Raw genomic sequence first — 22,369 nt, 5'->3', positions numbered from 1 at the left:
TGCTCGTCGTTCCGTGTCCTCAGCGGGTGGTGACCTCCAGGGGTCTGGCGGGCCGGTGGGACGGTGGTGCGGGGACGCCGTCGGCCCGTTCCGGGGCGGGGGGCAGGAGGATCACCGCGTCCAGGCCGCCGCGGGGCGCCGGACGCAGCACTGCCTCCCCACCGCCCGCGTGCGCGAGCCGCTGGACGAGGGCGAGGCCCAGGCCCGTACCGCCCTTGGGGGCGTCGGGAGCGCGCCAGAAGCGGTCGAAGGCGCGGCGGCGCTGTTCCTCGGTCATGCCGGGGCCCTCGTCCATGACGTGCAGCTCGACCCGGGCGGGGCCGGACGGGCGGTGGTGGTGGAAGTGGTGCGGGAAGCGGCGCTCGTGCGGGGCGGGGCGGCGCAGGTCGACGGAGACGGTGGAGCCGGGCGGTGCCACACGCAGGGCGTTGGAGAGCAGGTTGTCCAGGATCTGCTCCACGGCTCCGGGCACCGCCAGCACCTCCCCCGCGTAGTCGCCCACCAGGACGAGCCGGACGCCGTGCTGCTCGTAGAGCGGGGTCCAGGCCCGGTACCGCTCCGCGCACACCCCGTCCAGGTCCACCGGCTCCCGCGCGGCGGCGCTCTCGTCGAGCCGGGCCATCGCCAGCAGCCCCTCGACCATCCGGGCCAGCCGGTCGGTCTCGGTCATCGCCGCGGTGAGACTCCCCCGGGCGTTCAGGGCGATGTCGGACTCCAGGTTCTCCAGGCGCAGCCGCAGCGCCGCGAGCGGGGTCTTCAGCTGGTGCGAGGCCTCGCCGGCGAAGGCCCGCTGGGAGGCGAGGAGGTGTTGCAGCCGGGCGGCGGTGTGGTTGAAGGCGGCCGCGAGGCTGCGGACCTCCGGCGGGCCCTTGGTGATGCCCACCGGTGTGGCCGTGCCGCCGTCGGCCAACTCGCGGGTGGCGAGCTCCAGCTCCCGGATGGGGCGGCCGGTCCAGCGGGCGATCGCGAACCCCACGACGGCGACGGCGCCGAGGACCGCGAGCCCGCCGAGGACGAGCAGCAGCCAGACGTGCTGGACGCGTTCGACCACCCTGTGCGTCGGCACGGTGATCCGGACGGCGCCCTGCTTCAGCGCTCCGTGCTGCACCGGCGCCGCCACCGCGATGTACTCGACACCGCCGATCGTGGAGGTGCGTACGTCGACCGAGGAGGTGCCCCGCAGCGCGGCCGCGATCCCTGGCCGGGCGGCGGGGTTCTCCGCCTCGGCCGCGTCCAGCCGGTGCGAGGTGGCCAGCAGCCGGCCGGAGCGGTCCACGATCAGCACCTTGCCGCCGATGCGCTCGGCGCAGTGGGCCGCCCGGTCGGGCAGGTCCTGTGCCTCGCTGCCGGCGGTGATGGACAGCGAGGCGTACGCCGACACCGACTCCGCTTCGTCCTTAGCCGCGTTGACCACCCGCTCCAGTTCGCCCCGTGAGTAGACGAAGCCCAACGGGATTTCCAGGCAGAGCAGGACCAGGGCGGTCAGGGCGAGGTAGCTGAGCAGCAGCCGACGGGTCATCGGAAGGCCGCCGGCCGACCGGACGCGGGGCGCGCGGCCGGCGGACCCGTCTGCACCGCGAGCCGGAAGCCGACCCCACGCAGCGTCCGGATCCAGGCCGGATTGCCCAACTTCCGCCGAAGCGTGGCCACATGGACGTCCAGCGTCTTGGTCGGCCCCTCGTAGTGCGGATCCCACACGCGGTCGAGGATCTGCTGCCGCGAGTACACCGCCCCCGGGTCCTCGGTGAGCAGCGCGAGCAGCTCGAACTCCTTGGGCGTCAGGGCGACGGGGGTCTCGCCGACCCACACCTGACGGGTACGGCGGTCCACGACGAGGGGGCCGGGGCTGTCGTCGGGGGCGGGGGCCGGGGCGGAGTCCATGGGGCCGGTGTCCACGGGGGAGCCGGTGAAGCCGGACTGGGGTGTGAACTGCCCGGCCGGGTCCGCCGGTTCGTACGGTGTTCCCCCGGGCGACTCGGGGTACCCGGCCCCGCCGTACCACTCACCACCGGAACTCCCCGCGTCCGGTGCCCCGTTCCAGGTCGCGTGCGCTTCACCCACGCCACCCGGTGCCCGCTGCGTCCGCCGCGTCACCGCCCGTACACGCGCCACCAGTTCACGCATGCTGAATGGTTTCGCCAGGTAGTCGTCGGCACCGAGTTCGAGGCCCAGGACGCGGTCGGCCTCCTCGCCTCGTGCGCTGAGGATGATGATGGGGACGTCCGAGGTCTGCCGGATACCACGGCAGACGTCGATGCCGTCCACGTCCGGGAGCCCCAGGTCGAGCAGGACCACATCGCCGTACGGCCCCCTCAGCCCCTCCGTGCCGGTACGGACGTGGTCCACCGCCAGTCCGAAGTGCCCGAGGCCTTCGGTGAGGGGTTCCGCGATCGTCTCGTCGTCCTCGATGAGCAGCACTCGTACGCCCATGCGTTCCCGTCTCTCCGTGAACCAATTCCGCCGTGGAGTTGACACGCTACAAGAGCAGTCAATAGCGCGTCGCACGGATCCGGTCGAATGTGAGCAGCCGCTCGGAAACCCCGCGGACAAGATTTGTTGCATTCCTGTCCGCACTTTAGTGTTCCCCTAACCTTCGCCTGGCGCACGCTCCTCTACGGTGATGAACACCTGGTCGCGTCCCCCTCTGACCTGGTCATACCCCTGCCGGGAGGAACCGTGAAGGCATTGCTGGACCGCGCCCGCTCGTTCAAGCGACGGGTCGACTTCGAAAGCGGCGAATACCGGAAACTGGCCGAGGGACAATATCCCGAGGCATTGTTCATCACATGCTCGGACTCACGGGTCATACCCGCCCTGATCACGGGCGCACGCCCCGGAGAGATATTCGAGCTGCGGAACGCGGGAAATATCGTTCCACCGCACGGCCGACCGGGCGCCTCAGGTGAGGCGGCCACCATCGAGTACGCGCTGGAGGTGCTCGGCGTTCAGGACATCGTCGTATGTGGCCATTCCCACTGCGGTGCGATGGGCGCCCTCAAGTCCGGCGACGACCTCTCCGCCCTGCCCGGCGTGGACGCCTGGCTCGAACTGGCCCGCCCGCGGCTGACGCCGGTCCTGGACGGTGACGTGCGGGATCCGTCCCTGCCGGACATCGCCCAGCTGAACGTCGTCAACCAGCTGGCGGTGCTGCGGAGTTACCCAGCCACACAGCAGCGCATCGAGGAGGACCGGCTGCGGCTGCACGGCTGGTACTACGAGGTGGACACGGGCCAGGTGCACGAGCTGGACACCGACGGTCGCTTCCGGGTGCACGCGGCATGAGCGGCTCGCACCGGAAACACGCCCGCGGCCGCCCTGGCCCCGGCGCGGGCGGCGGTGGTGGCGAGGGGGCCTGGGGGTGGGTGAACGACACCGGCCCCCAGCCGACAGTGGCCCCGCACCCTACGGACGACTGGGCCGCACCCGCACTGCAGGACAACTGGGCTGCTTCCGCGCCCCAGGGCGACTGGGCCCCCTCCACGCCCCAGGGCGACTGGGCCACCTCCACGTTCCAGGACGACTGGGCCACCCCCGCGCCCGAAGGCGACTGGGCCCACGACACGCGCCGGCCGCATCCCGACGCCGTACGTCCCGAGGCGCCCGCACCCAAGAAGACGGCACGGATGCCCAAGCTACCGAGGGCGCCCAAGATGCCGGGTGCGGCCAAGGTGCCGGGTGCGGCCAAGATGCCGGGTGCGGCCAAGGCGGCCGGCACGCAAAAGGGTGACCTCGCCACCGAGATCACCGCGTCCCTGGTCGTCTTCCTCGTCGCCCTCCCCCTGTGCATCGGTGTCGCCGTCGCCTCCGGTGTCCCGCCGGAGCTCGGCATCATCTCCGGTGTCATCGGCGGCCTGGTGGTCGGCGCGGCCAGGGGCAGCACGCTCCAGGTCAGCGGCCCGGCCGCAGGCCTCGCGGCGCTCGTCTCGGAGACCGTGCTGGAGCACGGCGTGGCGATGCTCGGCGTGATCGTCCTCTTCTCGGGCATCCTGCAGATCGTCCTCGGCCTGGTCCGCTTCGGCCGGTTCTTCCAGGCGATCTCCCTGGCCGTCGTGCAGGGCATGCTCGCGGGCATCGGCCTGCCGTTGATGTTCAGCCAGGCGTACCCGGTGGCCGACGCCAAGGCCCCGGGCACCCCCATCGAGAACATGCTCGGCGTCCCCGGCCTGCTCGCGGACACCCTCGCGAACCCGCAGACGATGATCGCGGCCGGTCTCGGCATCCTCACGGTCGTGCTCAGCTTCCTGTGGAAGAAGGTGCCGGGCCCGGTCAAGAAGGTCCCCGCCGCCCTGGTCGCCGTGGGCATCGGCATCGCGGTCGCCGCGCTTCCCGGCGTCGACGTGAAAACCCTTCAGGTCGGCAACCTGCTGGCCGCCGTCGACGTACCCGGCGCGGAGCAGTTCGCGGGTCTCGCCGACCCGGGCATCATCACCGCGATCCTCACCTTCACGGTGATCGCCTCGGCGGAGTCCCTGTTCACCGCGGCCGCGGTGGACCGTATGCACGACGGCCCGCGCACCCGCTACAACCCCGAACTCATCGCCCAGGGCGCCGGGAACACCATCGCGGGCCTGCTCGGCGCGCTGCCCATCACCGCGGTCGTGGCCCGCAGCTCGGCGAACGTCCAGGCCGGCGCCAAGACCCGGATGTCCCGCACCCTGCACGGCCTGTGGCTGCTCGCCTTCGCGCTGCTGCTGCCGCAGGTGCTGGCCCTGATCCCGATCTCGGTCCTCGCGGGCGTCCTCGTGCACAGCGGCTGGAAGCTCTTCTCGCCCGAACAGTTCCCGAAGATGTGGCGACAGGACCGGGGCGAGTTCGCGGTCATGACGATCACCACGGGCGTCATCGTGGCGACGGCCCTGCTGGAGGGCGTGCTGATCGGCCTCGCCGCGGGCATCGTCCTCGCCGCCCTGCGCATGTCGCAGACGGTCATCCGGCAGCACATCGAGGACGACACGGCGAAGGTGGTGATGGCGGGCAACGCGACGTTCCTCCGCCTCCCGCAGGTCATCGAAGCCCTGGAGGCGGCCGCCGAGTCCGGCAGGCCGCGCATCCGCCTCGACCTCACCGGGGTGACCCATCTGGACCACGCCTGCCGCAGCCAGGTCGAGGAGTTCACGGCCCAGCGGCGCGCCAAGGGCGTGCGCGTGGAGTTGCTGATGCCGGGCCCGGCGAAGCCGACGGCCGCCGACGGCCCGCCTCCCGAGGCGGGAGAGCAGTCCGCTCCCCTGCCCCAGCGCACCGCCCCTCAGCCGGCCGGCACCGGCACCCGCGCCGGCCAGTTGCCTGGCCCCACGGCCGAGTGGTTCTACCTCGACACCCGTCCGCTGCCGGACGAGTACGCGGACCAGTACGTGTCGCGCTGAGGGCGGCCCCCCGAGCGGCCGGGGGGAGGCGGCACCGGGCGCGTGCGTGACCTGCCTCGTCCCAGCGGATCACGTACGCGCCCACCGTCACGCGCACGCGCACACACGCCTACCGTCCGGACGAGCGGCGGTTTCACACCTTGAGCGCGTCGTAGGACACCCCGGTCAGCCGCTCGGAGGCAGCCCACAGCCCCCGGGACGCCTTGTCGTCGCGCGTCCAGCGGGCCCGCGGAGACGGTGCGGGTGCCCCGCGCCACATGGCGACGGACGGTCCGGTGAACGAGTCGGGGCGTACGCCGGGCGCGGTCGCGGCGTAGAGGGTGGGCAGCGCGCCCGCCTCCGCGGACTGGGCGACGATCCGGTTGCCGATCTCCACGAGCCGCTCGGCGGCCCGGCGCCCTTCCGCGCGTACGCCGGCGGTCTGCAGGTTGGTGGCGGCGTACCCGGGGTGGGCGGCGGCCGCGACCACGTCCGCGCCGGCCGCGTCCAGCCTGCGCGCCAGCTCGTGCGTGAAGAGCAGGTTGGCGGTCTTGGACCGGCCATAGGCGATCCAACGCCGGTAGCGGAGTTCGCTGTTGAGGTCGCGCGGGTCGAGGTTGCCGAGCAGGTGCATCATGCTGGAGACGGTGACGATCCGCGCGCCGGGCGTGTCGAGGAGCGTGGGGAGCAGTAGCCCGGTGAGGGCGAAGTGGCCGAGGTGGTTGGTCCCGAACTGCGTCTCGAACCCGTCCGCGGTCGTCCCGTACGGCAGCGCCATCACCCCGGCGTTGTTGACGAGCAGGTCGATCCGCTCGTAGGGCAGTGAGGCGGCGAACTCCCGTACCGACGAGAGGTCCCCGAGGTCCAGTCGCCCCAACTCCACCTCGGCGCCCGGGACTTCCACGCCCAACCGGTCCACGGCCTCCCGGCCCCGCGTCTCACTGCGGCAGGCGAGCACCACGCGTGCCCCCTTGCGCGCCAACTCCCGCGCGGTGATGTACCCGAGGCCGCTGTTGGCCCCGGTGACGACGGCGGTACGCCCGCTCTGGTCGGGGATGTCGTGCGTGTTCCAGCCGGCCATGAGTGCACTCCCTCGGTTCGTGACCTTCAGCCTAGGGCGCCCGTAGTTCTTTCCCTGTTTCCCCCGTCCTCGCCGCCTCCATCGAGACGGGCACGGTCCCACGCCTCACCACGGTCATGCGCATGCGCCAGGAACGCCCTCGACGAGGCGGGAAATCATCCCCACGGATCCGTTCCGGGCCTCGGTGGTATGACCGTCCCCGCTACGGTGAAACGCATGGACCTCTCCCCCGCCGTAGCCCGGGAACGTTTCGCCGGGGCGGCCGTCGCCCGGCTCGCGACGGCCGACGGGGAGGGGGTGCCGCACGCGGTGCCGGTGGTCTTCGCCGTCGTGGGTGACGTGCTGTACTTCGCGGTGGACCACAAGCCCAAGAGCACATGGAAGCTGCGGCGCCTGCGCAACATCCGGGAGAACCCGACGGTCGCGGTCCTGGTCGACCACTACGACGACGACTGGTCGACGCTGTGGTGGGCCCGGGGCGACGGCCGGGCGGAGGTGCTGGAGGAGGGGCCGGAACGGATCCGTGCACTGGAGGCGCTGTGCGCCAAGTACCGCCGGGACGGCCAGTACGCGGACTCCCCTCCCGCGGGCCCTGTCGTCGCCGTCCGGGTGGAGCGGTGGAGCGGCTGGGCCTCGGCGTAGGGCGCCGGACACGAAAGGGGCGGTACCCCCGCACAGGGTGCCGCCCCTTCTCTTGCGTGCCGGAGCCGCCGCGATCGGTGAGGGTCGGGGACCGACGGCGGCTCCGGGGTCTGGGGCGATCGGCGTCGCCCGGGGGTCAGCGGTGGTCGCTGCCCGCCGACTGGGAGGCCGCCCGGCCCGCTTCCAACCGCGCCACGGGGATGCGGAAGGGGGAGCAGGAGACGTAGTCGAGGCCGACCTCGTGGAAGAAGTGGACGGACTCGGGGTCGCCGCCGTGCTCGCCGCAGACACCGAGCTTCAGGTCGGGGCGGGTCGCACGGCCCGCCTCCGCCGCCAGCTTCACCAGCGAACCGACGCCGTCCTTGTCGATCGTCTCGAACGGGGAGACGCCGAAGATGCCCCTCTCCAGGTACGCCGTGAAGAACGAGGCCTCCACGTCGTCGCGGGAGAAGCCCCACACCGTCTGGGTCAGGTCGTTCGTACCGAAGCTGAAGAACTCGGCCGCCTCCGCGATCTGGCCCGCCGTCAGCGCGGCACGCGGGAGTTCGATCATCGTGCCGATCGCCAGCTTGAGCCGCGTACCCGTCGCCGCCTCGACCTCCGCGACGACCTGGTCCGCCTCCTCACGGACGATCTCCAGCTCCTGGACCGTGCCGACGAGCGGGATCATGATCTCGGCGCGCGGATCGCCCTTGGCGTTCTTGCGCTCCGCCGCGGCCTCCGCGATGGCGCGGACCTGCATCGTGAACAGGCCCGGGATGACCAGGCCGAGGCGCACACCGCGCAGGCCCAGCATCGGGTTCTGCTCGTGCAGGCGGTGCACCGCCTGGAGGAGCCGGAGTTCGTTCTCGTGGGGCTCCTGACGGGACTCCGCGAGGGCGACACGTACGGACAGCTCCGTGATGTCCGGCAGGAACTCGTGCAGCGGCGGGTCCAGGAGACGGATGGTGACCGGCAGGCCGTCCATCGCCGAGAACAGTTCGACGAAGTCCTTCTTCTGGAGCGGCAGCAGCGCCTTCAGTGACTCCTCGCGTTCGGCCTCCGTGTCGGCCAGGATCAGGCGCTCGACCAGCTCACGGCGATCGCCGAGGAACATGTGCTCGGTGCGGCACAGGCCGATGCCCTGCGCGCCGAAGCGACGGGCGCGCAGGGCGTCCTCGGCGTTGTCGGCGTTGGCGCGCACCCGCAGGCTCCGCTTGCGGTCGGCGAAGGCCATGATCCGGTGGACGGCCTCGACCAGCTCGTCGGCGTCGTCGGCGCCCGCGTGCATCCGGCCCTCGAAGTACTCCACGACCGGGGACGGCACGACGGGTACCTCACCGAGGTACACCTTGCCGGAGGAGCCGTCGATGGAGATGACGTCGCCCTCCTCCACCACGTGGCCGCCCGGCACCGTCATCCGGCGGCGCTTGGTGTCGACCTCCAGCTCCTCGGCACCGCACACACAGGTCTTGCCCATGCCCCGGGCCACGACGGCCGCGTGGGAGGTCTTGCCGCCGCGCGAGGTGAGGATGCCCTCGGCCGCGATCATGCCGTCCAGGTCGTCGGGGTTGGTCTCCCGGCGGACCAGGATGACCTTCTCACCGGAACGCGACCACTTCACGGCGGTGTACGAGTCGAAGACCGCCTTGCCGACCGCCGCACCCGGCGAGGCGGCGATGCCCCGGCCGACCCTCTCGACCTTCGCGTCCTCGTCGAAGCGGGGGAACATCAGCTGGGCGAGCTGGGCGCCGTTGACGCGCTGGAGCGCCTCCGCCTCGTCGATCAGGCCCTGGTCCACCAGCTGCGTGGCGATACGGAAGGCCGCGCCCGCCGTCCGCTTGCCGACGCGGGTCTGGAGCATCCACAGCTGGCCGCGCTCGATGGTGAACTCGATGTCGCAGAGATCCTTGTAGTGGTTCTCCAGGGTCTCCATGATCTGCATCAGCTGGTCGTACGACTTCTTGTCGATCGACTCCAGCTCGGCGAGCGGGACCGTGTTGCGGATGCCCGCGACCACGTCCTCGCCCTGCGCGTTCTGCAGGTAGTCGCCGTAGACGCCCTGGTGGCCGGAGGCGGGGTCGCGGGTGAAGGCGACGCCGGTGCCGGAGTCGGGGCCCAGGTTGCCGAAGACCATCGAGCAGACGTTGACGGCCGTGCCGAGGTCGTGCGGGATGCGCTCCTGGCGGCGGTACAGCTTCGCCCGGTCCCCGTTCCAGGAGTCGAAGACCGCCTTGATGGCGAGGTCCATCTGCTCGCGCGGGTCCTGCGGGAAGTCGCGGCCGGCCTCGGTCTTGACGATCTTCTTGAACTTGGTGACCAGCTTCTTGAGGTCGGCCGCCTCCAGTTCGGTGTCGACGGTGACCTTCTTGGCCGCCTTCGCCGCCTCCAGCGCGTCCTCGAAGAGGTCGCCCTCGACGCCGAGGACGGTCTTGCCGAACATCTGGATGAGGCGGCGGTAGGAGTCCCAGGCGAACCGCTCGTCGCCGGCCTGGTCGGCCAGGCCCTTCACCGACTTGTCGGAGAGGCCGATGTTCAGGACCGTGTCCATCATTCCGGGCATCGAGAACTTCGCCCCGGAACGGACGGAGACGAGGAGCGGGTTGTCGGCCTGGCCTAGCTTCTTGCCCATACGGGCCTCGAGCGCGTCGAGGTGCGCGCTCACCTCGTCACGCAGTGCCGTCGGCTCCTCGCCGCTGTCGAGGTAGACCTTGCAGGCTTCCGTCGTGATCGTGAAGCCCGGGGGAACGGGGAGCCCCAGGTTGGTCATCTCGGCGAGGTTGGCACCCTTGCCACCCAGGAGGTCCTTGAGTTCCTTGTTTCCCTCGGTGAAGTCGTAAACGAACTTCGCTCCGTGGAGTTCTTTGTTTTCCGACACGGTCTCGACTCCCTCGAGGACGCGGTGGCTGCCCTGACGGCGAGGAACATACCCAGATCCAAGGCGCCTGGGTATGTCTACTCACGCGTCATGCGCCCGTAACCACCCGTCCGCCAGGAGATCGAAATTCAAAGCTTGGCAAGCGCTCACGGGCTGATGTTTTCACTTCTTGAACGCCAAGGTGCGCACAGGTGCAGGTTTTCGCTCAAATGAGCAGGCTTACCGCACGTCTGATTTCGATCGATGAACGATCAAGCGGTGGCACTGAGTGCCACCCCTTGGAGAAGTGCAGTTGATCAAGATCCGCTCATCTGAGCGCAACCCTTATCAGGGGTGGTGAGAATCACGCTGCCACAGGCGACCGGATTTCACCATGCGGACCCGCCCCGAAGGCCGGAACGCGCCCGTCACACACCCATCGCCAGCAGGCGTTCCTCCACCCGCTCGGGCGCGTACAGGTGCTCCACGACCAGGGCCCCGGCGCCCACCAGACCGGCCCGCTCCCCCAGCCGCGAGGTCACCACCTCCAGATGCCCCGTCGAGCGCGGCAGCGCCCGCTGGTACAGCAGCTCCCGCACCCCCGTGAGGAAGGCCGTCCCGGCCAGGTCCCCCGCGATCATCAGCACCCCGGGGTTCAGCAGCGTCACGACCGTCGCCAGCACGTCCCCGACCCGGCGCCCGGCCTCCCGGGCCAGCGCGGCCGCCTCCGGATGCCCGGCCGCCAGCAGGTCCCGCACGTCCGAACCCGACGCCGCCCGCACCCCGCTCTCCGCCAGCCGCCGCGCCACGGCGCCTCCACTGGCGACGGCGGCGAGACAACCGTAGGAGCCGCACCGGCACAGCGCCTCCGTGCCCACCCGGATGTGCCCGATGTCCCCCGCGCCCCCGTCGACACCCCGGTAGACGGAACCGTCGACGACCACGCCCGCGCCGATGCCGGTGGATACCTTGACCAGGACGAACGCCGAGCAGCCCGGGTAACCGGTGCGCTGTTCGCCGTACGCCATCAGGTTCGCGTCGTTGTCGACCAGGACCGGCACTGCGCCGGCCCCCGTCCGCTCGGTGAAGGCTCTGGCCAGGCGGCCCCTTATGTCGTAGCCGTCCCAGCCCGGCATGATCGGCGGCTGGACGACCCGGCCGGTCTCGCTGTCGACCGGGCCCGGCACCGCCAGCCCGATGCCGCACACCTCGTCCGCCCGGTGCCCCGCCTTCTCCAGCAACTCGGCGAACCACCCGCCCAGTTCGTCCAGGACCACGTCCGGTCCGTCCTCGACGACCAGCGTGCCGCCGTGCTCGGCGAGCATCTCGCCGGTCAGTGACAGCACCGCCGCGCGCGCGTGCCGGGTGTCGAGGTCGGCGGCGAGGACGACCGCGTGGGCGTCGTCGAACTCCAGGGTGATCGAGGGGCGGCCGCCCAGCGGCGAGTCGACCGGGCCGCCCGCGCCCTCGCGCAGCCAGCCCGCGCGGAAGAGCCGCTCCAGGCGGTGGCCGACGGTCGCACGGGAGAGCCCCGTCACCTGTTGGAGTGCGCCGCGTGTCGTCGCCCGGCCACTGCGGACGAGTTCGAGCAGGTCGCCGGCGCTCGCCTGGCTCCCGCCCCTGGTGGTCCTCCCGGTCCTGCCCGGCCTTCCGGTCATGCGCACCCCCTTGTGTTTCTCAAGCCTGCATTACATATTGGGTTTTGCGTGTTAAATAGACGTAACCCAACGGTAGTCGCTGCCGAACCGGTCGGCCGAACGTCTTTCGGGGAGTCCCGAGTGGATCGCACCGCCCAACTCACCGCCCCTCCAGCGGAGCGCGCCTCCGCATACGATCCGGCGATCCGGCCGGGTTCGCCGCACCTCGGTGCCGCGCGCGTACTGGAGGACAACTGGACGGGCACTTCCACGGTGCCCTCGCGGGGCCTGTACCCGCACCAGTGGTCGTGGGACTCGGCGTTCATCGCGATCGGACTCAGGCACGTCTCGCCGTTACGGGCCCAGACGGAGCTGGAGACACTGCTCGACGCCCAGTGGGGTGACGGGCGCGTCCCGCACATCGTGTTCAACCCCTCCGTACCGCTCGACGCGTACTTCCCGAGCCCCGACTTCTGGCGCTCCTCGACCGCGGGGCGCGCTGCGGGCGCCCCGCGCACCGTACAGACCTCGGGCATCGTGCAGCCACCGGTGCACGCGCTCGCCGCCTGGCAGGTGCACCGCGCCGACCCGGGGCTTTCGCGGGCGCGCGGCTTCCTCGCCCGCGTGTACCCCCGGCTGGCCGCCTGGCACCGCTATCTGCTGCACCGGCGGGACCTGGGCGGCGGCGGCCTGGCGTCGATCGTGCACCCGTGGGAGCAGGGCATGGACAACAGCCCCTGCTGGGACGCCCCGCTCGCCCGCGTCACCCCCGCCCCGGCCCGCTCCTTCCGCCGCGCCGACCTCGATCACGGGGCGGCCGAGGACCGGCCGACGGACCTGGACTACGGGCGGTACGTACGGCTGGCGACGGAGTACCGGGACGGCGGTTACGCGGACGGCGGCGGGGAGTTCGCCGTCGAGGATCCCGCCTTCAACGCCCTGCTCATCGCCTCCGAACTCGCCCTCGCCCGCATCGCGCACGAGCTGGGGGCGGCCGGCACCGCCCGCCGCGCCCGCGCGGAACGCCTGACGGCGGCGCTGGTGGAACGGCTGTGGGATCCGGCGGAGGGGATGTTCTTCTGCCGGGACCTGCGCGGGGGCGTGCCGGGCGGGGAGCTGATCCCCGAGCGGGGCGTCTCCGGGCTGGTCCCGCTGCTGCTGCCGGGGCTGCCTCGCGAGGTCGTCGCGGCTCTCGTCCGCACACTGTCCGGCCCGCACTTCGGACTCGGCACCACCACCCGCCTCGTCCCGTCCTACGACCTCCTCGGCGAGGCCTTCGATCCGCACCGGTACTGGCGCGGGCCGGCCTGGTTCAACACGAGCTGGCTGCTGGAGCGGGGCCTGCGCCTGCACGGCCGGCTGGCCCGCGCGGACGCGCTCCGCGAGGCGGTGCTGGAGATCGCCGGCACCTCCGGTTTCGCGGAGTACGTCGATCCGTACACCGGCGAGGCCTGCGGCGCGACGGACTTCAGCTGGACGGCCGCGCTCACGCTCGACCTGCTGCACGGCGAGGATCTGCCGCACGGCGGCACACCAGTCACCGAAAGCCCAGTCAGGGGAAGCTCAGCCAGGGGAAGCCAGGGAGGGGACCGGGGATGACGGAGCGGCATCATCTGCTCGCGTACGGCGGTACGTTCGCCGCGGTGGGCGACCGCGGGGACATCAGCGGCGTACGGGGCGCCACCTCCCCCGACGGGCTGTTCGTACGGGACGCGCGGCACCTCAGCCGCTGGCAGCTGACGGTCGACGGCGCGGTGCCGGAGGCGCTGACGCCGGTCGCGGACGGGGACAGCGCGCGCTGTGTCCTCGTCCCGCGCGGGGGCCGCGACGAGCCGCCCGCATACACACTCTTCCGTGAACAGGCCGTCGGCGACAGCTCGTTCGTCGAGTCGCTGCGCGTGGCCAGCAACCGCCCGGTGCCGACGACGGTCCGCCTCGCGGTCACCGCGGACGCCGACTTCACCGACCAGTTCGAACTCCGCTCCGACCACCGCACCTACACCAAGCCCGGCGCCGTCCGCCGCCGCCAAGTCCTCGACCACGGCGTTGAGTTCACCTACCAGCGCGGCGAATGGCGCTCCCGCACCACGGTGTCGGCCGAGCCCCCGCCGGACGCCGTCGAGGAGACCGGCACCGGCGCCCGGCGCATGGTGTGGACCCTGGACCTGGAACCGCACGGCACGGCCGAGCTGACGCTACGGGTCATCGCCCGCCCGCACGGCGAGAAACGGGCCTTGCGCGTCCCCCGCTCCCCGGCCGCGCTGAACGAACAACTCATCGCCGCCGAGGGCAGGTTCGTGGAGGGTGTGCCCTTCCCCACGGGCTGGCCCGAACTGGCCGCCGCCTGCGCGCGGGGCCTCGCCGACCTCGCGTCCCTCCAGGTGTCGGCGACGGGCCCGGACGGCGAGGGACTGCGCGTCCCGGCCGCCGGAGCCCCCTGGTTCCTGACCCTCCTGGGCCGCGACGCCCTCCTCACCTCGCTCTTCGCGCTCCCCTACCGTCCGCAACTGGCCGCCGCCACGCTCCCCGCGCTCGCCGCCACCCAGGCGACCGCGACCGGCTCGGACACGGACCCGGTCGCCCAGCCCGGCAAGATCGTGCACGAGGTACGGCACGGCGAGCTCGCGCACTTCGGCCAGGTCCCGTTCCGGCGCTACTACGGCTCGGTGGACGCCACTCCGCTCTTCCTCGTCCTGCTCGGCGCGTACGTCGACTTCACCGGTGACACGGCACCGGCCCGCCGCCTGGAGTCCCACGCCCGCGCCGCCATCGCCTGGATGCTCGACCACGGCGGCCTCACCACCCGCGGCTACCTGGTCTACCGCGCCGACCGGGGCGGCCTCGCCAACCAGAACTGGAAGGACTCCCCCGGCGCGATCTGCTCGGCCGACGGTACGCGGGCGAGCGGCCCGGTGATGGCGGCGGGCGCCCAGGGCTACGCGTACGACGCCCTGCGCCGCACGGCGTGGCTCGCGCGCACGGTGTGGCAGGACGAGACCTACGCGGCGCTGCTCGAGCAGACGGCCGCTGATGTGCGTGACCGCTTCCAACGGGACTTCTGGATGCCGGAGCACGACTTCCCGGCCCTCGCGCTGGACGGCGAGGGCCACCGGGTCGACGCGCTGGCCTCCGACGCGGGGCACCTGCTGTGGTCCGGGCTGCTGGACAAGGAGTACGGCGAACTGGTCGGCCGGCGCCTGCTGGAGCCCGACTTCTTCTCCGGCTGGGGCGTCCGCACGCTGGCGGCGGGCCAACCGGCGTACCACCCGCTGTCGTACCACCGCGGCTCGGTCTGGCCCCACGACAACGCGCTGATCGCCCTGGGCCTCGCCCGCTACGGCCTCCACGACGAGGCCCGCACCATCGCCCACGGCCTGGTCGACGCGGCGAACGCGACCGGCCACCGGCTCCCCGAGGTCGTCGCCGGCTACGGCCGCGACACCCACGCGGAGCCGGTGCCCTACCCGCACGCGTGCGTACGGGAGTCGAGGTCGGCGGCGGCGCCGCTGGCGCTGCTCACGGCGGTGGGCGGGGCGTAGGCGGGGCGCCTTCCGGTCCGTTGACGAGGCGTTTGCCGGGTGTTTGCCGTGAGCTGTGAACGGGCGTGCGGGGCGGACCGTACGCAATGATGGCGGGCCCAGTTCCCCTAGGGGGCCCGCGTACCATCACGGGTCTCGCACGGAAGGACCTCCGTTGCCTCAGCACACGAGCACGCGCCAGTCACCGGGCTCGGCCGGGACGGCCGAGCCCGAGGAGACCAAGGCCGACGATACGGAGACCGAGGTTACTGAGGCGCAGGCCCAGGAGACTGAGGCACAGGCCGAGGAGACTGAGGCACAGGCCCAAGAGGCCGAGGCGCGGGCCCAGGAGACTGAGGCACAGGCCGAGGAGAGGCCCAGGAGACTGAGGCACAGGCCGAGGAGACTGAGGCACCGGCCCAAGAGGCCGAGGCGCGGGCCCAGGAGACTGAGGATCGGGAGAAGACGCCCACCACCCCTTCACCCACCCGTCGCTTCCCCCTCCCCCGCCCCCTCCGCCTCTGGCGCGGCCGGCGTGACCGGCACCCGCGGGCGGCCCGCGTCCTCGCGCACGTGCTCACCGCCCTCGCCGTCCTCCTCGTCCTCGCCGCGCTGGTGATGCCGAACCGTATGGAGAGCCTCCGGCTCGCGGAGTTCGCGCGCATCCCGGTGGAGGGGCTGCTCGGAGCTGCCGTACTGGTGGCGTTGCCGCGGCGGCCGCGGATCGTCGTGGGGGTACTCGGCGGGATCACGCTCGGTGTGCTGACGGCGCTGAACGTGGCGGACATCGGCTTCAACGAGTACCTGGGCCGGGGCTTCAACGTGATCCTCGACTGGCAGTTGCTGGACGACGCCAAGTCGTACCTCGCGGACACGATGGGCGGCACCGTCGCCCTGCTGGCCGCCGTCGGAGTCGTGGCACTCATCGTCGTACTGCTCGCCCTGATGGCCCTGGCGGTCGTCCGGATCGGCACGGTCCTCGGCCGTAACACCGCACGTTCGACGCGCGGTCTGCTGATCCTCAGCGCGGTCTGGATGACGTGTTCGTCCCTCGGTCTGCAGGTCTCCGGTGTGCCGGTGGCGTCCGAGCGCACCGTCGCGGTGGCCAAGGACCGTGTGGAGCGGGTGCGCGAGACGATCCGGGACGAGCGGGCGTTCGCGAAGGAGGCGCGGGCGGACGCGTTCGGCGCGACCCCGGCCGACCAGCTCGTGCCGGACCTGCGCGGCAAGGACGTCATCTTCACGTTCATCGAGAGCTACGGCCGCAGCGCCATCGAGGACCCGGTCATGGCGCCCGGCGTCGACCGAACCCTCGCCTCCAGCACCGCCGCGCTCGCCAAGGCCGGGTTCCACGCCAAGAGCGGCTGGCTGACGTCTGCGACGTACGGGGGCAGCAGCTGGCTGGGCCACTCCACGACCCTGTCCGGCCTGTGGATCGACAACCAGAGCCGCTACCGCACGGTCACCGCGGGCGACCACCTCACCCTCACCAAGGCGTTCCAGAAGACCGGCGCCTGGGACACGGTCGGCGTCATGCCCGGTGTGCAGAAGGGCTGGCCGGAGTCGAAGTGGTACGGCCTCGACAAGGTCTACAACGCCTTCCAGATGGGCTACAAGGGACCGAAGTTCAGCTGGTCGACCATGCCGGACCAGTACGCGCTGGAGGCGTTCCAGCGGCTGGAGCACGGCAAGAAGCGCGACAAGCCGCTGATGTCGGAGATCATCCTGACCTCCAGCCACCAGCCGTGGGCGCCGATCCCGAAGATGGTCGGCTGGGACGAGCTGGGCGACGGCTCGGTCTTCCAGGGCATCGAGAAGGCGGGCAACAAGGCGGCCGACGTCATCGCCGACAGCGACAAGTCGAAGGAGGAGTACGGCAAGTCGATCCAGTACTCGGTGACCAGCCTCACCCAGTTCATGGAGCGCTACGCCGGCGACGACACCGTTCTCGTCTTCCTCGGCGACCACCAGCCGATCGCCCGGGTCAGCGGCGACCACGCCAGCCGTGACGTGCCGATCTCGATCGTCGCCAAGGACCCGAAGGTCCTCGACAAGATCGCCGACTGGAACTGGACGGACGGCCTGCGCCCGGCGCACGACGCGCCCGTGTGGAAGATGAACCTCTTCCGCGACCGCTTCCTGACGGCGTACGGCTCGACCCCGCACCCCACGAAGGACTAGGGGGTGTCCTGGTCAGCCCCCTGACGTGTCCAGCTCCGCGTCCTCGCCGACGCCCGCGCAGTCGTAGGGGTCCTTCAGCCAGCCGTCCGGCAGCACCACCCGGTTGTTGCCGGACGTACGGCCGCGGGGCCCGTCCGCGCCGGCGGGCCAGGGCTGGTCGAGGTCGAGCTCGTCGAGCCCGGCCCGCAGCTCCTGGAGCGAGGACGTGATCGCGAGCCGCTTGCGCATCTCGGAACCGACGGCGAAGCCCTTGAGGTACCAGGCGACGTGCTTGCGGAAGTCGACGACGCCCTTCGACTCGTCGCCGATCCACTCCCCGAGCAGCGTGGCGTGCCGGACCATGACGTCGGCGACCTCTCGGAGCTGCGGCGTACGGAAGTCGTCACGCCCCTCGAACGCGGCCACGAGGTCGGCGAACAGCCACGGCCGCCCGAGGCACCCGCGCCCCACGACCACTCCGTCGCAGCCGGTCTCCCGCACCATCCGCAGCGCGTCCTCGGCCGACCAGATGTCGCCGTTGCCGAGCACGGGGATCTCCGGCACGTGCTCCTTCAGCCGGGCGATGGCGTCCCAGTCGGCGGTGCCGCCGTAGTGCTGGGCGGCGGTACGGCCGTGCAGGGCGATGGAGGCCACGCCCTCCTCGACGGCGATGCGGCCGGCGTCGAGGTAGGTGATGTGGTCGTCGTCGATGCCCTTGCGCATCTTCATGGTGACGGGCAGGTCCCCGGCGCCGCTCACGGCCTCGCGCAGGATCGCCCGCAGCAGGTTCCGCTTGTAGGGGAGTGCGGAGCCGCCGCCCTTGCGGGTCACCTTGGGCACCGGGCAGCCGAAGTTCAGGTCGATGTGGTCGGCGAGGTCCTCCTCCGCGATCATGCGGACGGCCTTGCCGACGGTGGCGGGGTCGACGCCGTAGAGCTGGATGGACCTCGGCCGCTCCGTCTCGTCGAAACGGATGAGCTGCATGGTCTTCTCGTTGCGCTCGACCAGCGCCCGGGTGGTGATCATCTCGCTGACGAACAGCCCCTTGCCACCACTGGCTCCATCCTCTGATTCGCCTCCGGCGAAGTGCCGGCACAGGGTGCGGAAGGGCGCGTTGGTGATCCCGGCCATGGGGGCGAGGACGACGGGCGGCTGAACGGTGTGCGGGCCGATCTGCAGGGGCGTGGCGGTCGTGGGCATTCCCCCATTGTGGCGCACGCGGGAAAGGGCGAGACGCAATGATCATGTAATGGTCATTAGTTAACCGCACTATCGATTGGGCGTACGATGGAACCCATGCCCGAGCTCAGCCCCCGCCGCCGTCTGCTCGTCCTGCTGATCTGCTGCATGAGTCTGCTGATCGTGAGTCTGGACAACACGGTCCTGAACGTGGCCCTGCCCTCCCTGCAGCGCGACCTGGGCGCGTCCACGTCGGGCCTGCAGTGGACGATCGACGCGTACACCCTCGTCCTGGCCTCCCTGCTGATGCTCGCGGGCTCCACGGCCGACCGGCTCGGCCGCAAGCGGATCTTCATGGCGGGCCTGGTCGTGTTCTCGGTGGGTTCCCTGCTGTGCTCCCTGGCACCGAACCTGGACCTGCTGATCGCGGCCCGGATGGGGCAGGCCGTCGGTGGTTCGATGCTCAACCCGGTCGCCATGTCGATCATCACCAACACCTTCACGGACCCGCGTGAGCGCGCGAGGGCGATCGGCGTGTGGGGAGCGGTGGTGGGCATCTCCATGGCGGCGGGCCCGCTGGTGGGCGGCCTGCTGGTGGAGTCGGTCGGCTGGCGCTCGATCTTCTGGCTCAACCTGCCGGTGGGCCTGGCAGCCCTCCTCCTCACCCTCCGCTACGTCCCCGAGTCCCGGGCCCCGAAGGCCCGCCGCCCCGACCCACTGGGCCAGCTCCTGGTGATCGTCCTCTTCGGCTCTCTGACGTACGCGATCATCGAGGCGCCGAACGCGGGGTTCGCGTCGGTCGCGCCGTACGCGGCGCTGGCGCTGGCCGCGCTGCTGGGCCTGCTGGCGTACGAACCCCGCCGCCCTGAACCTCTCATCGACCTGCGCTTCTTCCGCTCGGCACCGTTCAGCGGGGCGACGGTGATAGCGATCAGCGCGTTCGCCGCGCTGGGCGGCTTCCTCTTCCTCTCCACCCTCTACCTCCAGAACGTCCGCGGCCTGGACGCACTGCACGCCGGCCTGTGGATGCTCCCCATGGCGGCGCCGACGTTCCTCTGCGCACCCCTCTCCGGCCGCCTGATCGGCACCAGGGGCCCCCGTCTGCCGTTGGTCGTCGCCGGCTTGGCCATGACGACGAGCGGCGTCCTCTTCGCCGCCTTCGACGCCGAGACCTCCAACACCACCCTCTTCCTCGGCTACGTCCTCTTCGGCATCGGCTTCGGCTTCGTCAACGCCCCCATCACCAACACCGCGGTCTCCGGCATGCCCCGAGCCCAGGCCGGCGTGGCGGCGGCCGTCGCCTCCACGAGCCGCCAGCTCGGCCAGACGCTGGGAGTCGCGGTGGTCGGCGCGGTGCTGGCGGCGGGCGTGGGGTCCTCGTCGTACCGGGAGACGTTCGTCTCGGCGGCGACGCCGGGTTGGTGGATCCTGACGGCCTGCGGAGCCGCGGTGCTCGCGCTCGGCACGCTGACGACGGGGCCGTGGGCCCGACGTACGGCCGAGCGGACGGCGGAGCGGCTGGAGTCGGCGGAGGTGCGGGAGGCGGCGGGGGTCAGCGCGTAGGTGGGGCCGGGGACGCCGGACGGGTACCGTCTTTCAGTGCGCCCCGGAGCCGGAAGGCGTCCCGCAGGGCGCGGCGGGTCGCCCTCGCACACCTCCCGGCAGTCAAAGCCGCTCTACCTGGTCAGGATGGCGCCGCTCGCGAACGAGTCGCCATCGTCGCCGGACAGGTAGTGCCAGCCGCCAACGGTCAAGTGCGTGCCGGAGGACACCACAGAGTTGACGCCGAGGGGGAGTTGCGGATCGTTCTCCGGCAGGCCGAGCGACCGCCAACCCGCAGCGGGCGTCCAGGTCATGCCGACAGCCGCGTCGTCGTTGCCGCCCACGACGGCGAGTCCGCCGTGCGGGCGCAGGGTCACGGCCTGCAGTGAGAAGGTGCCTGCGGGCAGGGGAACCTGCGTCCACGAGGTGCCGTCCCAATGCAGGGCCAGCCCCGCCGGGCGCTGCTTGTCGGTGTCGCGGGACCACCCCACCGCCCAGACGTCCGTCGGTGTGCGGGCGGCGACGTCGAAGAGGATCGCCGAGTCGGGGAACGCCGGGGTGGGCGTCCGCGTCCACCGGTGGCCGTCCCAGTGCACGGCGACGGACTGACCGGTGTCGTAGTCCACGCCGACTATCCATACGTCGTTCGGCGTCACCTCCTTGACCTGGTTCAGGCCCCAGTTCGCCGACCCCGGGATCTGCACGGACCGCCACCGCCGGCCGTCCCAGTGCTGTACGACCGGGAACTGGGTGTAAGTGTCCTGCGTATAGCCCTGGCCCACCGCCCAGGCGTCCCGGCCGGAGGCCGCACTCACCGAGAGCAGACTGGCCTCGACCGTCCCGGCAGGCAGACCCGTGCTGGGAGTCAGCTGCCAGGCGCCCGCCACATAGCGCCCGACCAGGACGCCTTGGCCGTCTCGTCCCTGGTCACCGACGAAGAACGCCGAGCCGTCGGCCGCGGTGGCGATGTCGTTGATTCTGCTGTTCCACGCTTCGGCGCCCTGGAGCACTGTCTGCTTCCATGCCCCGCCTCGGGCGAGGTCGCGCTCGTACATGGTGGGCGTGAACCGGACCGTGCCGTCCGGGGGCTCGACGATCACGGCACCTCCGGCCCAGGTCTTGGACGGGCTCGGCTGAGCCACGGTCATCACCGAGACCCGGCCCGTCGACGTTTCCACCCACGCCCCGTCACCTGTCGGCCCGGCCGCGGCGGGTCCGCTGATGACCATCGTGATCGCCCCAACCCCCGCCAGGAGCGCGGCGATCCTGCGTTTGACCGTCACTGTGCACTCTCCCATCCCGGAGGAACCACTCCCCCGTATGCATTGATGCGATGGCGAGCGCGTTTTGTTTCGCACACGCTGGGCGGTCGTCCGTGCGGCCGACACGACCGGATGTCGACGGTCAGTCAACTCCCCACCCCGAACGTCACGAAATTCCGCACCGAGCGGCTGGAGTTCCTGCTGACCGGGGTGGGCTGGGCCTCCGCCAGCCGGATGACCGCGATCGTCCGCGGTGACGTGGCCGAGCGGCGCGGTGTCGGAGCTGTTCCTCACCCTGAAGGACCCCCGCCGGCCCGGCCTGTACGGCGAGTACGGCAAGCCTGCGTCGGCAGGCGCGTCAACGCCTACCTGTGCACGGGGCGGCTCCCCGCGCACGACCTGGCCCGCGAGGCGTAGCCCTGGTAGCGGCTGACAGCGCGGTACCCGGCGACGCGGGCGGTACCGACGCCGGCCGGGGGAGCCGGACGGGTACCCTGATCGGCGCATTGGTGCAGGTGAGCCGGAGTCCCTCCGTTCACGCGGTAGGTACGTTCACCGCCGGGCGCCCCGTCCCGCATGACGTACAGGTGCCGGCTGAGTGCGTTGCAGAACTGCCGTGCGTCACGGTGCGGTTCCGTATAGCAGCGCCGCCGCGAATCACGGCTCTCGCAAGCCTCCTGAAGGGCGTGGGCCATCTCCGACTCGCGCCCTCTTGGCCCTGTCCGCACCCCGCTGGGTGAGAAGCGCGCCCCCGAGCGTCCCCGCCACACCGGCCATCGCGATCAGCACCGCCCCGAGGTCCATCGGATCACCCTGGGCGGTGTCGCACGACCATCGCGACCCGGCTACGGGCGCCACTCCTCGCGGTAGTCGGGGTGCTCGGCGTACGCCTGAGCGAGTACGCGGAGGGTGTAGGTGGTGCCGTCGAAGCGGGAGTCCGCGGGATCCATCGTCGCGTGGTCCCGGGCCGGCATGTCGATCAGGTCGAGCGTGGGCAGGTGGCTGTCCAGCAGAGCGTCTTCACCGAAGGTGTGCGCCACGTAGGCATAGGCGTGGTTGTCGTCCATGGTGCGGGCGCGGAGGAACCTCACGAGATCGTCGGCCATGGGGTCATCCTCCGCTGCCGCCCCCACGGTGACTGATGGGCCGGTCCTGTCTCGCCGCTCACGT

At 71.5% G+C, this 22,369-nt stretch carries 16 protein-coding genes; 8 read left to right on the top strand and 8 right to left on the bottom strand.

Going from position 1 to position 22,369, the window contains the following annotated elements; genetic code table 11:
- Positions 1-19: 19 nt before the first annotated feature.
- Together IG99_RS19860 and IG99_RS19855 are read right to left on the bottom strand one after the other, a co-directional pair.
- Entirely contained in the window at positions 20-1,519 is a 1,500-nt protein-coding gene (locus IG99_RS19860) for a sensor histidine kinase (RefSeq protein WP_037675799.1), read from the bottom strand.
- Entirely contained in the window at positions 1,516-2,430 is a 915-nt protein-coding gene (locus tag IG99_RS19855; protein WP_037675798.1) for a response regulator transcription factor, read from the bottom strand. The genes IG99_RS19860 and IG99_RS19855 overlap by 4 nt, the downstream gene beginning before the upstream one ends.
- Positions 2,431-2,676: 246 nt before the next feature.
- Between IG99_RS19855 and IG99_RS19850 the strand changes: the two genes are divergently transcribed.
- Both IG99_RS19850 and IG99_RS19845 read left to right on the top strand, forming a co-directional pair.
- Positions 2,677-3,282, top strand: a complete 606-nt coding sequence (locus IG99_RS19850) for a carbonic anhydrase (protein ID WP_037675797.1) — start codon at positions 2,677-2,679, stop codon at positions 3,280-3,282.
- Between the two features lie 404 nt (positions 3,283-3,686).
- Positions 3,687-5,363: a SulP family inorganic anion transporter gene (locus IG99_RS19845; RefSeq protein ID WP_051865644.1), complete on the top strand. Its 1,677-nt coding sequence runs from the start codon at positions 3,687-3,689 to the stop codon at positions 5,361-5,363.
- A 133-nt stretch (positions 5,364-5,496) separates the two neighbouring features.
- Here IG99_RS19845 and IG99_RS19840 read toward each other — a convergent pair whose 3' ends face one another.
- A complete protein-coding gene (locus IG99_RS19840) occupies positions 5,497-6,423 on the bottom strand; it encodes an oxidoreductase (RefSeq protein ID WP_037675794.1) in 927 nt (308 codons plus the stop codon).
- Between the two features lie 216 nt (positions 6,424-6,639).
- Here IG99_RS19840 and IG99_RS19835 point away from each other — a divergent pair, with 216 nt between their 5' ends.
- Entirely contained in the window at positions 6,640-7,065 is a 426-nt protein-coding gene (locus IG99_RS19835; RefSeq protein ID WP_037675792.1) for a TIGR03668 family PPOX class F420-dependent oxidoreductase, read from the top strand.
- Between the two features lie 136 nt (positions 7,066-7,201).
- Here the strand turns inward: IG99_RS19835 and ppdK are convergent, their stop codons facing one another.
- The gene (gene ppdK, locus IG99_RS19830; RefSeq protein WP_037675790.1) at positions 7,202-9,922 is read right to left on the bottom strand and encodes a pyruvate, phosphate dikinase; all 2,721 of its coding nucleotides are present in this window, start codon (positions 9,920-9,922) and stop codon (positions 7,202-7,204) included.
- Between the two features lie 407 nt (positions 9,923-10,329).
- Complete coding sequence (locus IG99_RS19825) at positions 10,330-11,559, bottom strand: ROK family protein (RefSeq protein WP_199815559.1); 1,230 nt, start codon at positions 11,557-11,559, stop codon at positions 10,330-10,332.
- Positions 11,560-11,679: 120 nt separating this feature from the next.
- Between IG99_RS19825 and IG99_RS19820 the strand changes: the two genes are divergently transcribed.
- From IG99_RS19820 to IG99_RS19810, 3 genes are all read left to right on the top strand, one after another.
- Positions 11,680-13,137, top strand: coding sequence for an MGH1-like glycoside hydrolase domain-containing protein (locus IG99_RS19820; protein ID WP_051865594.1), 1,458 nt, complete (start codon positions 11,680-11,682; stop codon positions 13,135-13,137).
- Entirely contained in the window at positions 13,134-15,077 is a 1,944-nt protein-coding gene (locus IG99_RS19815) for an amylo-alpha-1,6-glucosidase (protein ID WP_037675785.1), read from the top strand. Before IG99_RS19820 ends, IG99_RS19815 begins: the two co-directional genes overlap by 4 nt.
- Positions 15,078-15,674: 597 nt before the next feature.
- Positions 15,675-17,237 carry an LTA synthase family protein gene (locus IG99_RS19810; RefSeq protein ID WP_051865642.1) on the top strand — a complete coding sequence of 521 codons (1,563 nt, stop codon included), beginning with the start codon at positions 15,675-15,677 and terminating at the stop codon, positions 17,235-17,237.
- 12 nt (positions 17,238-17,249) lie between these two features.
- Here the strand turns inward: IG99_RS19810 and dusB are convergent, their stop codons facing one another.
- A complete protein-coding gene (gene dusB / locus IG99_RS19805; RefSeq protein ID WP_037675784.1) occupies positions 17,250-18,416 on the bottom strand; it encodes a tRNA dihydrouridine synthase DusB in 1,167 nt (388 codons plus the stop codon).
- 96 nt (positions 18,417-18,512) lie between these two features.
- On the opposite strand from dusB, the gene IG99_RS19800 reads away from it, so the two are divergent.
- The gene (locus tag IG99_RS19800; protein WP_037675782.1) at positions 18,513-19,958 is read left to right on the top strand and encodes an MFS transporter; all 1,446 of its coding nucleotides are present in this window, start codon (positions 18,513-18,515) and stop codon (positions 19,956-19,958) included.
- Positions 19,959-20,071: 113 nt separating this feature from the next.
- Here IG99_RS19800 and IG99_RS19795 read toward each other — a convergent pair whose 3' ends face one another.
- The gene (locus tag IG99_RS19795; protein WP_037675781.1) at positions 20,072-21,220 is read right to left on the bottom strand and encodes a hypothetical protein; all 1,149 of its coding nucleotides are present in this window, start codon (positions 21,218-21,220) and stop codon (positions 20,072-20,074) included.
- Between the two features lie 111 nt (positions 21,221-21,331).
- On the opposite strand from IG99_RS19795, the gene IG99_RS47650 reads away from it, so the two are divergent.
- Positions 21,332-21,616: a hypothetical protein gene (locus IG99_RS47650; protein WP_037675779.1), complete on the top strand. Its 285-nt coding sequence runs from the start codon at positions 21,332-21,334 to the stop codon at positions 21,614-21,616.
- A gap of 428 nt (positions 21,617-22,044) precedes the next feature.
- Here IG99_RS47650 and IG99_RS19785 read toward each other — a convergent pair whose 3' ends face one another.
- Positions 22,045-22,305 carry a DUF6221 family protein gene (locus IG99_RS19785; protein WP_037675778.1) on the bottom strand — a complete coding sequence of 87 codons (261 nt, stop codon included), beginning with the start codon at positions 22,303-22,305 and terminating at the stop codon, positions 22,045-22,047.
- Between the last annotated feature and the right edge of the window lie 64 nt (positions 22,306-22,369).

The organism is Streptomyces griseus subsp. griseus (genome assembly GCF_000720255.1).
Classification (GTDB): domain Bacteria; phylum Actinomycetota; class Actinomycetes; order Streptomycetales; family Streptomycetaceae; genus Streptomyces; species Streptomyces griseus_I.
This window is presented reverse-complemented; position numbering and strand designations above follow the sequence as displayed.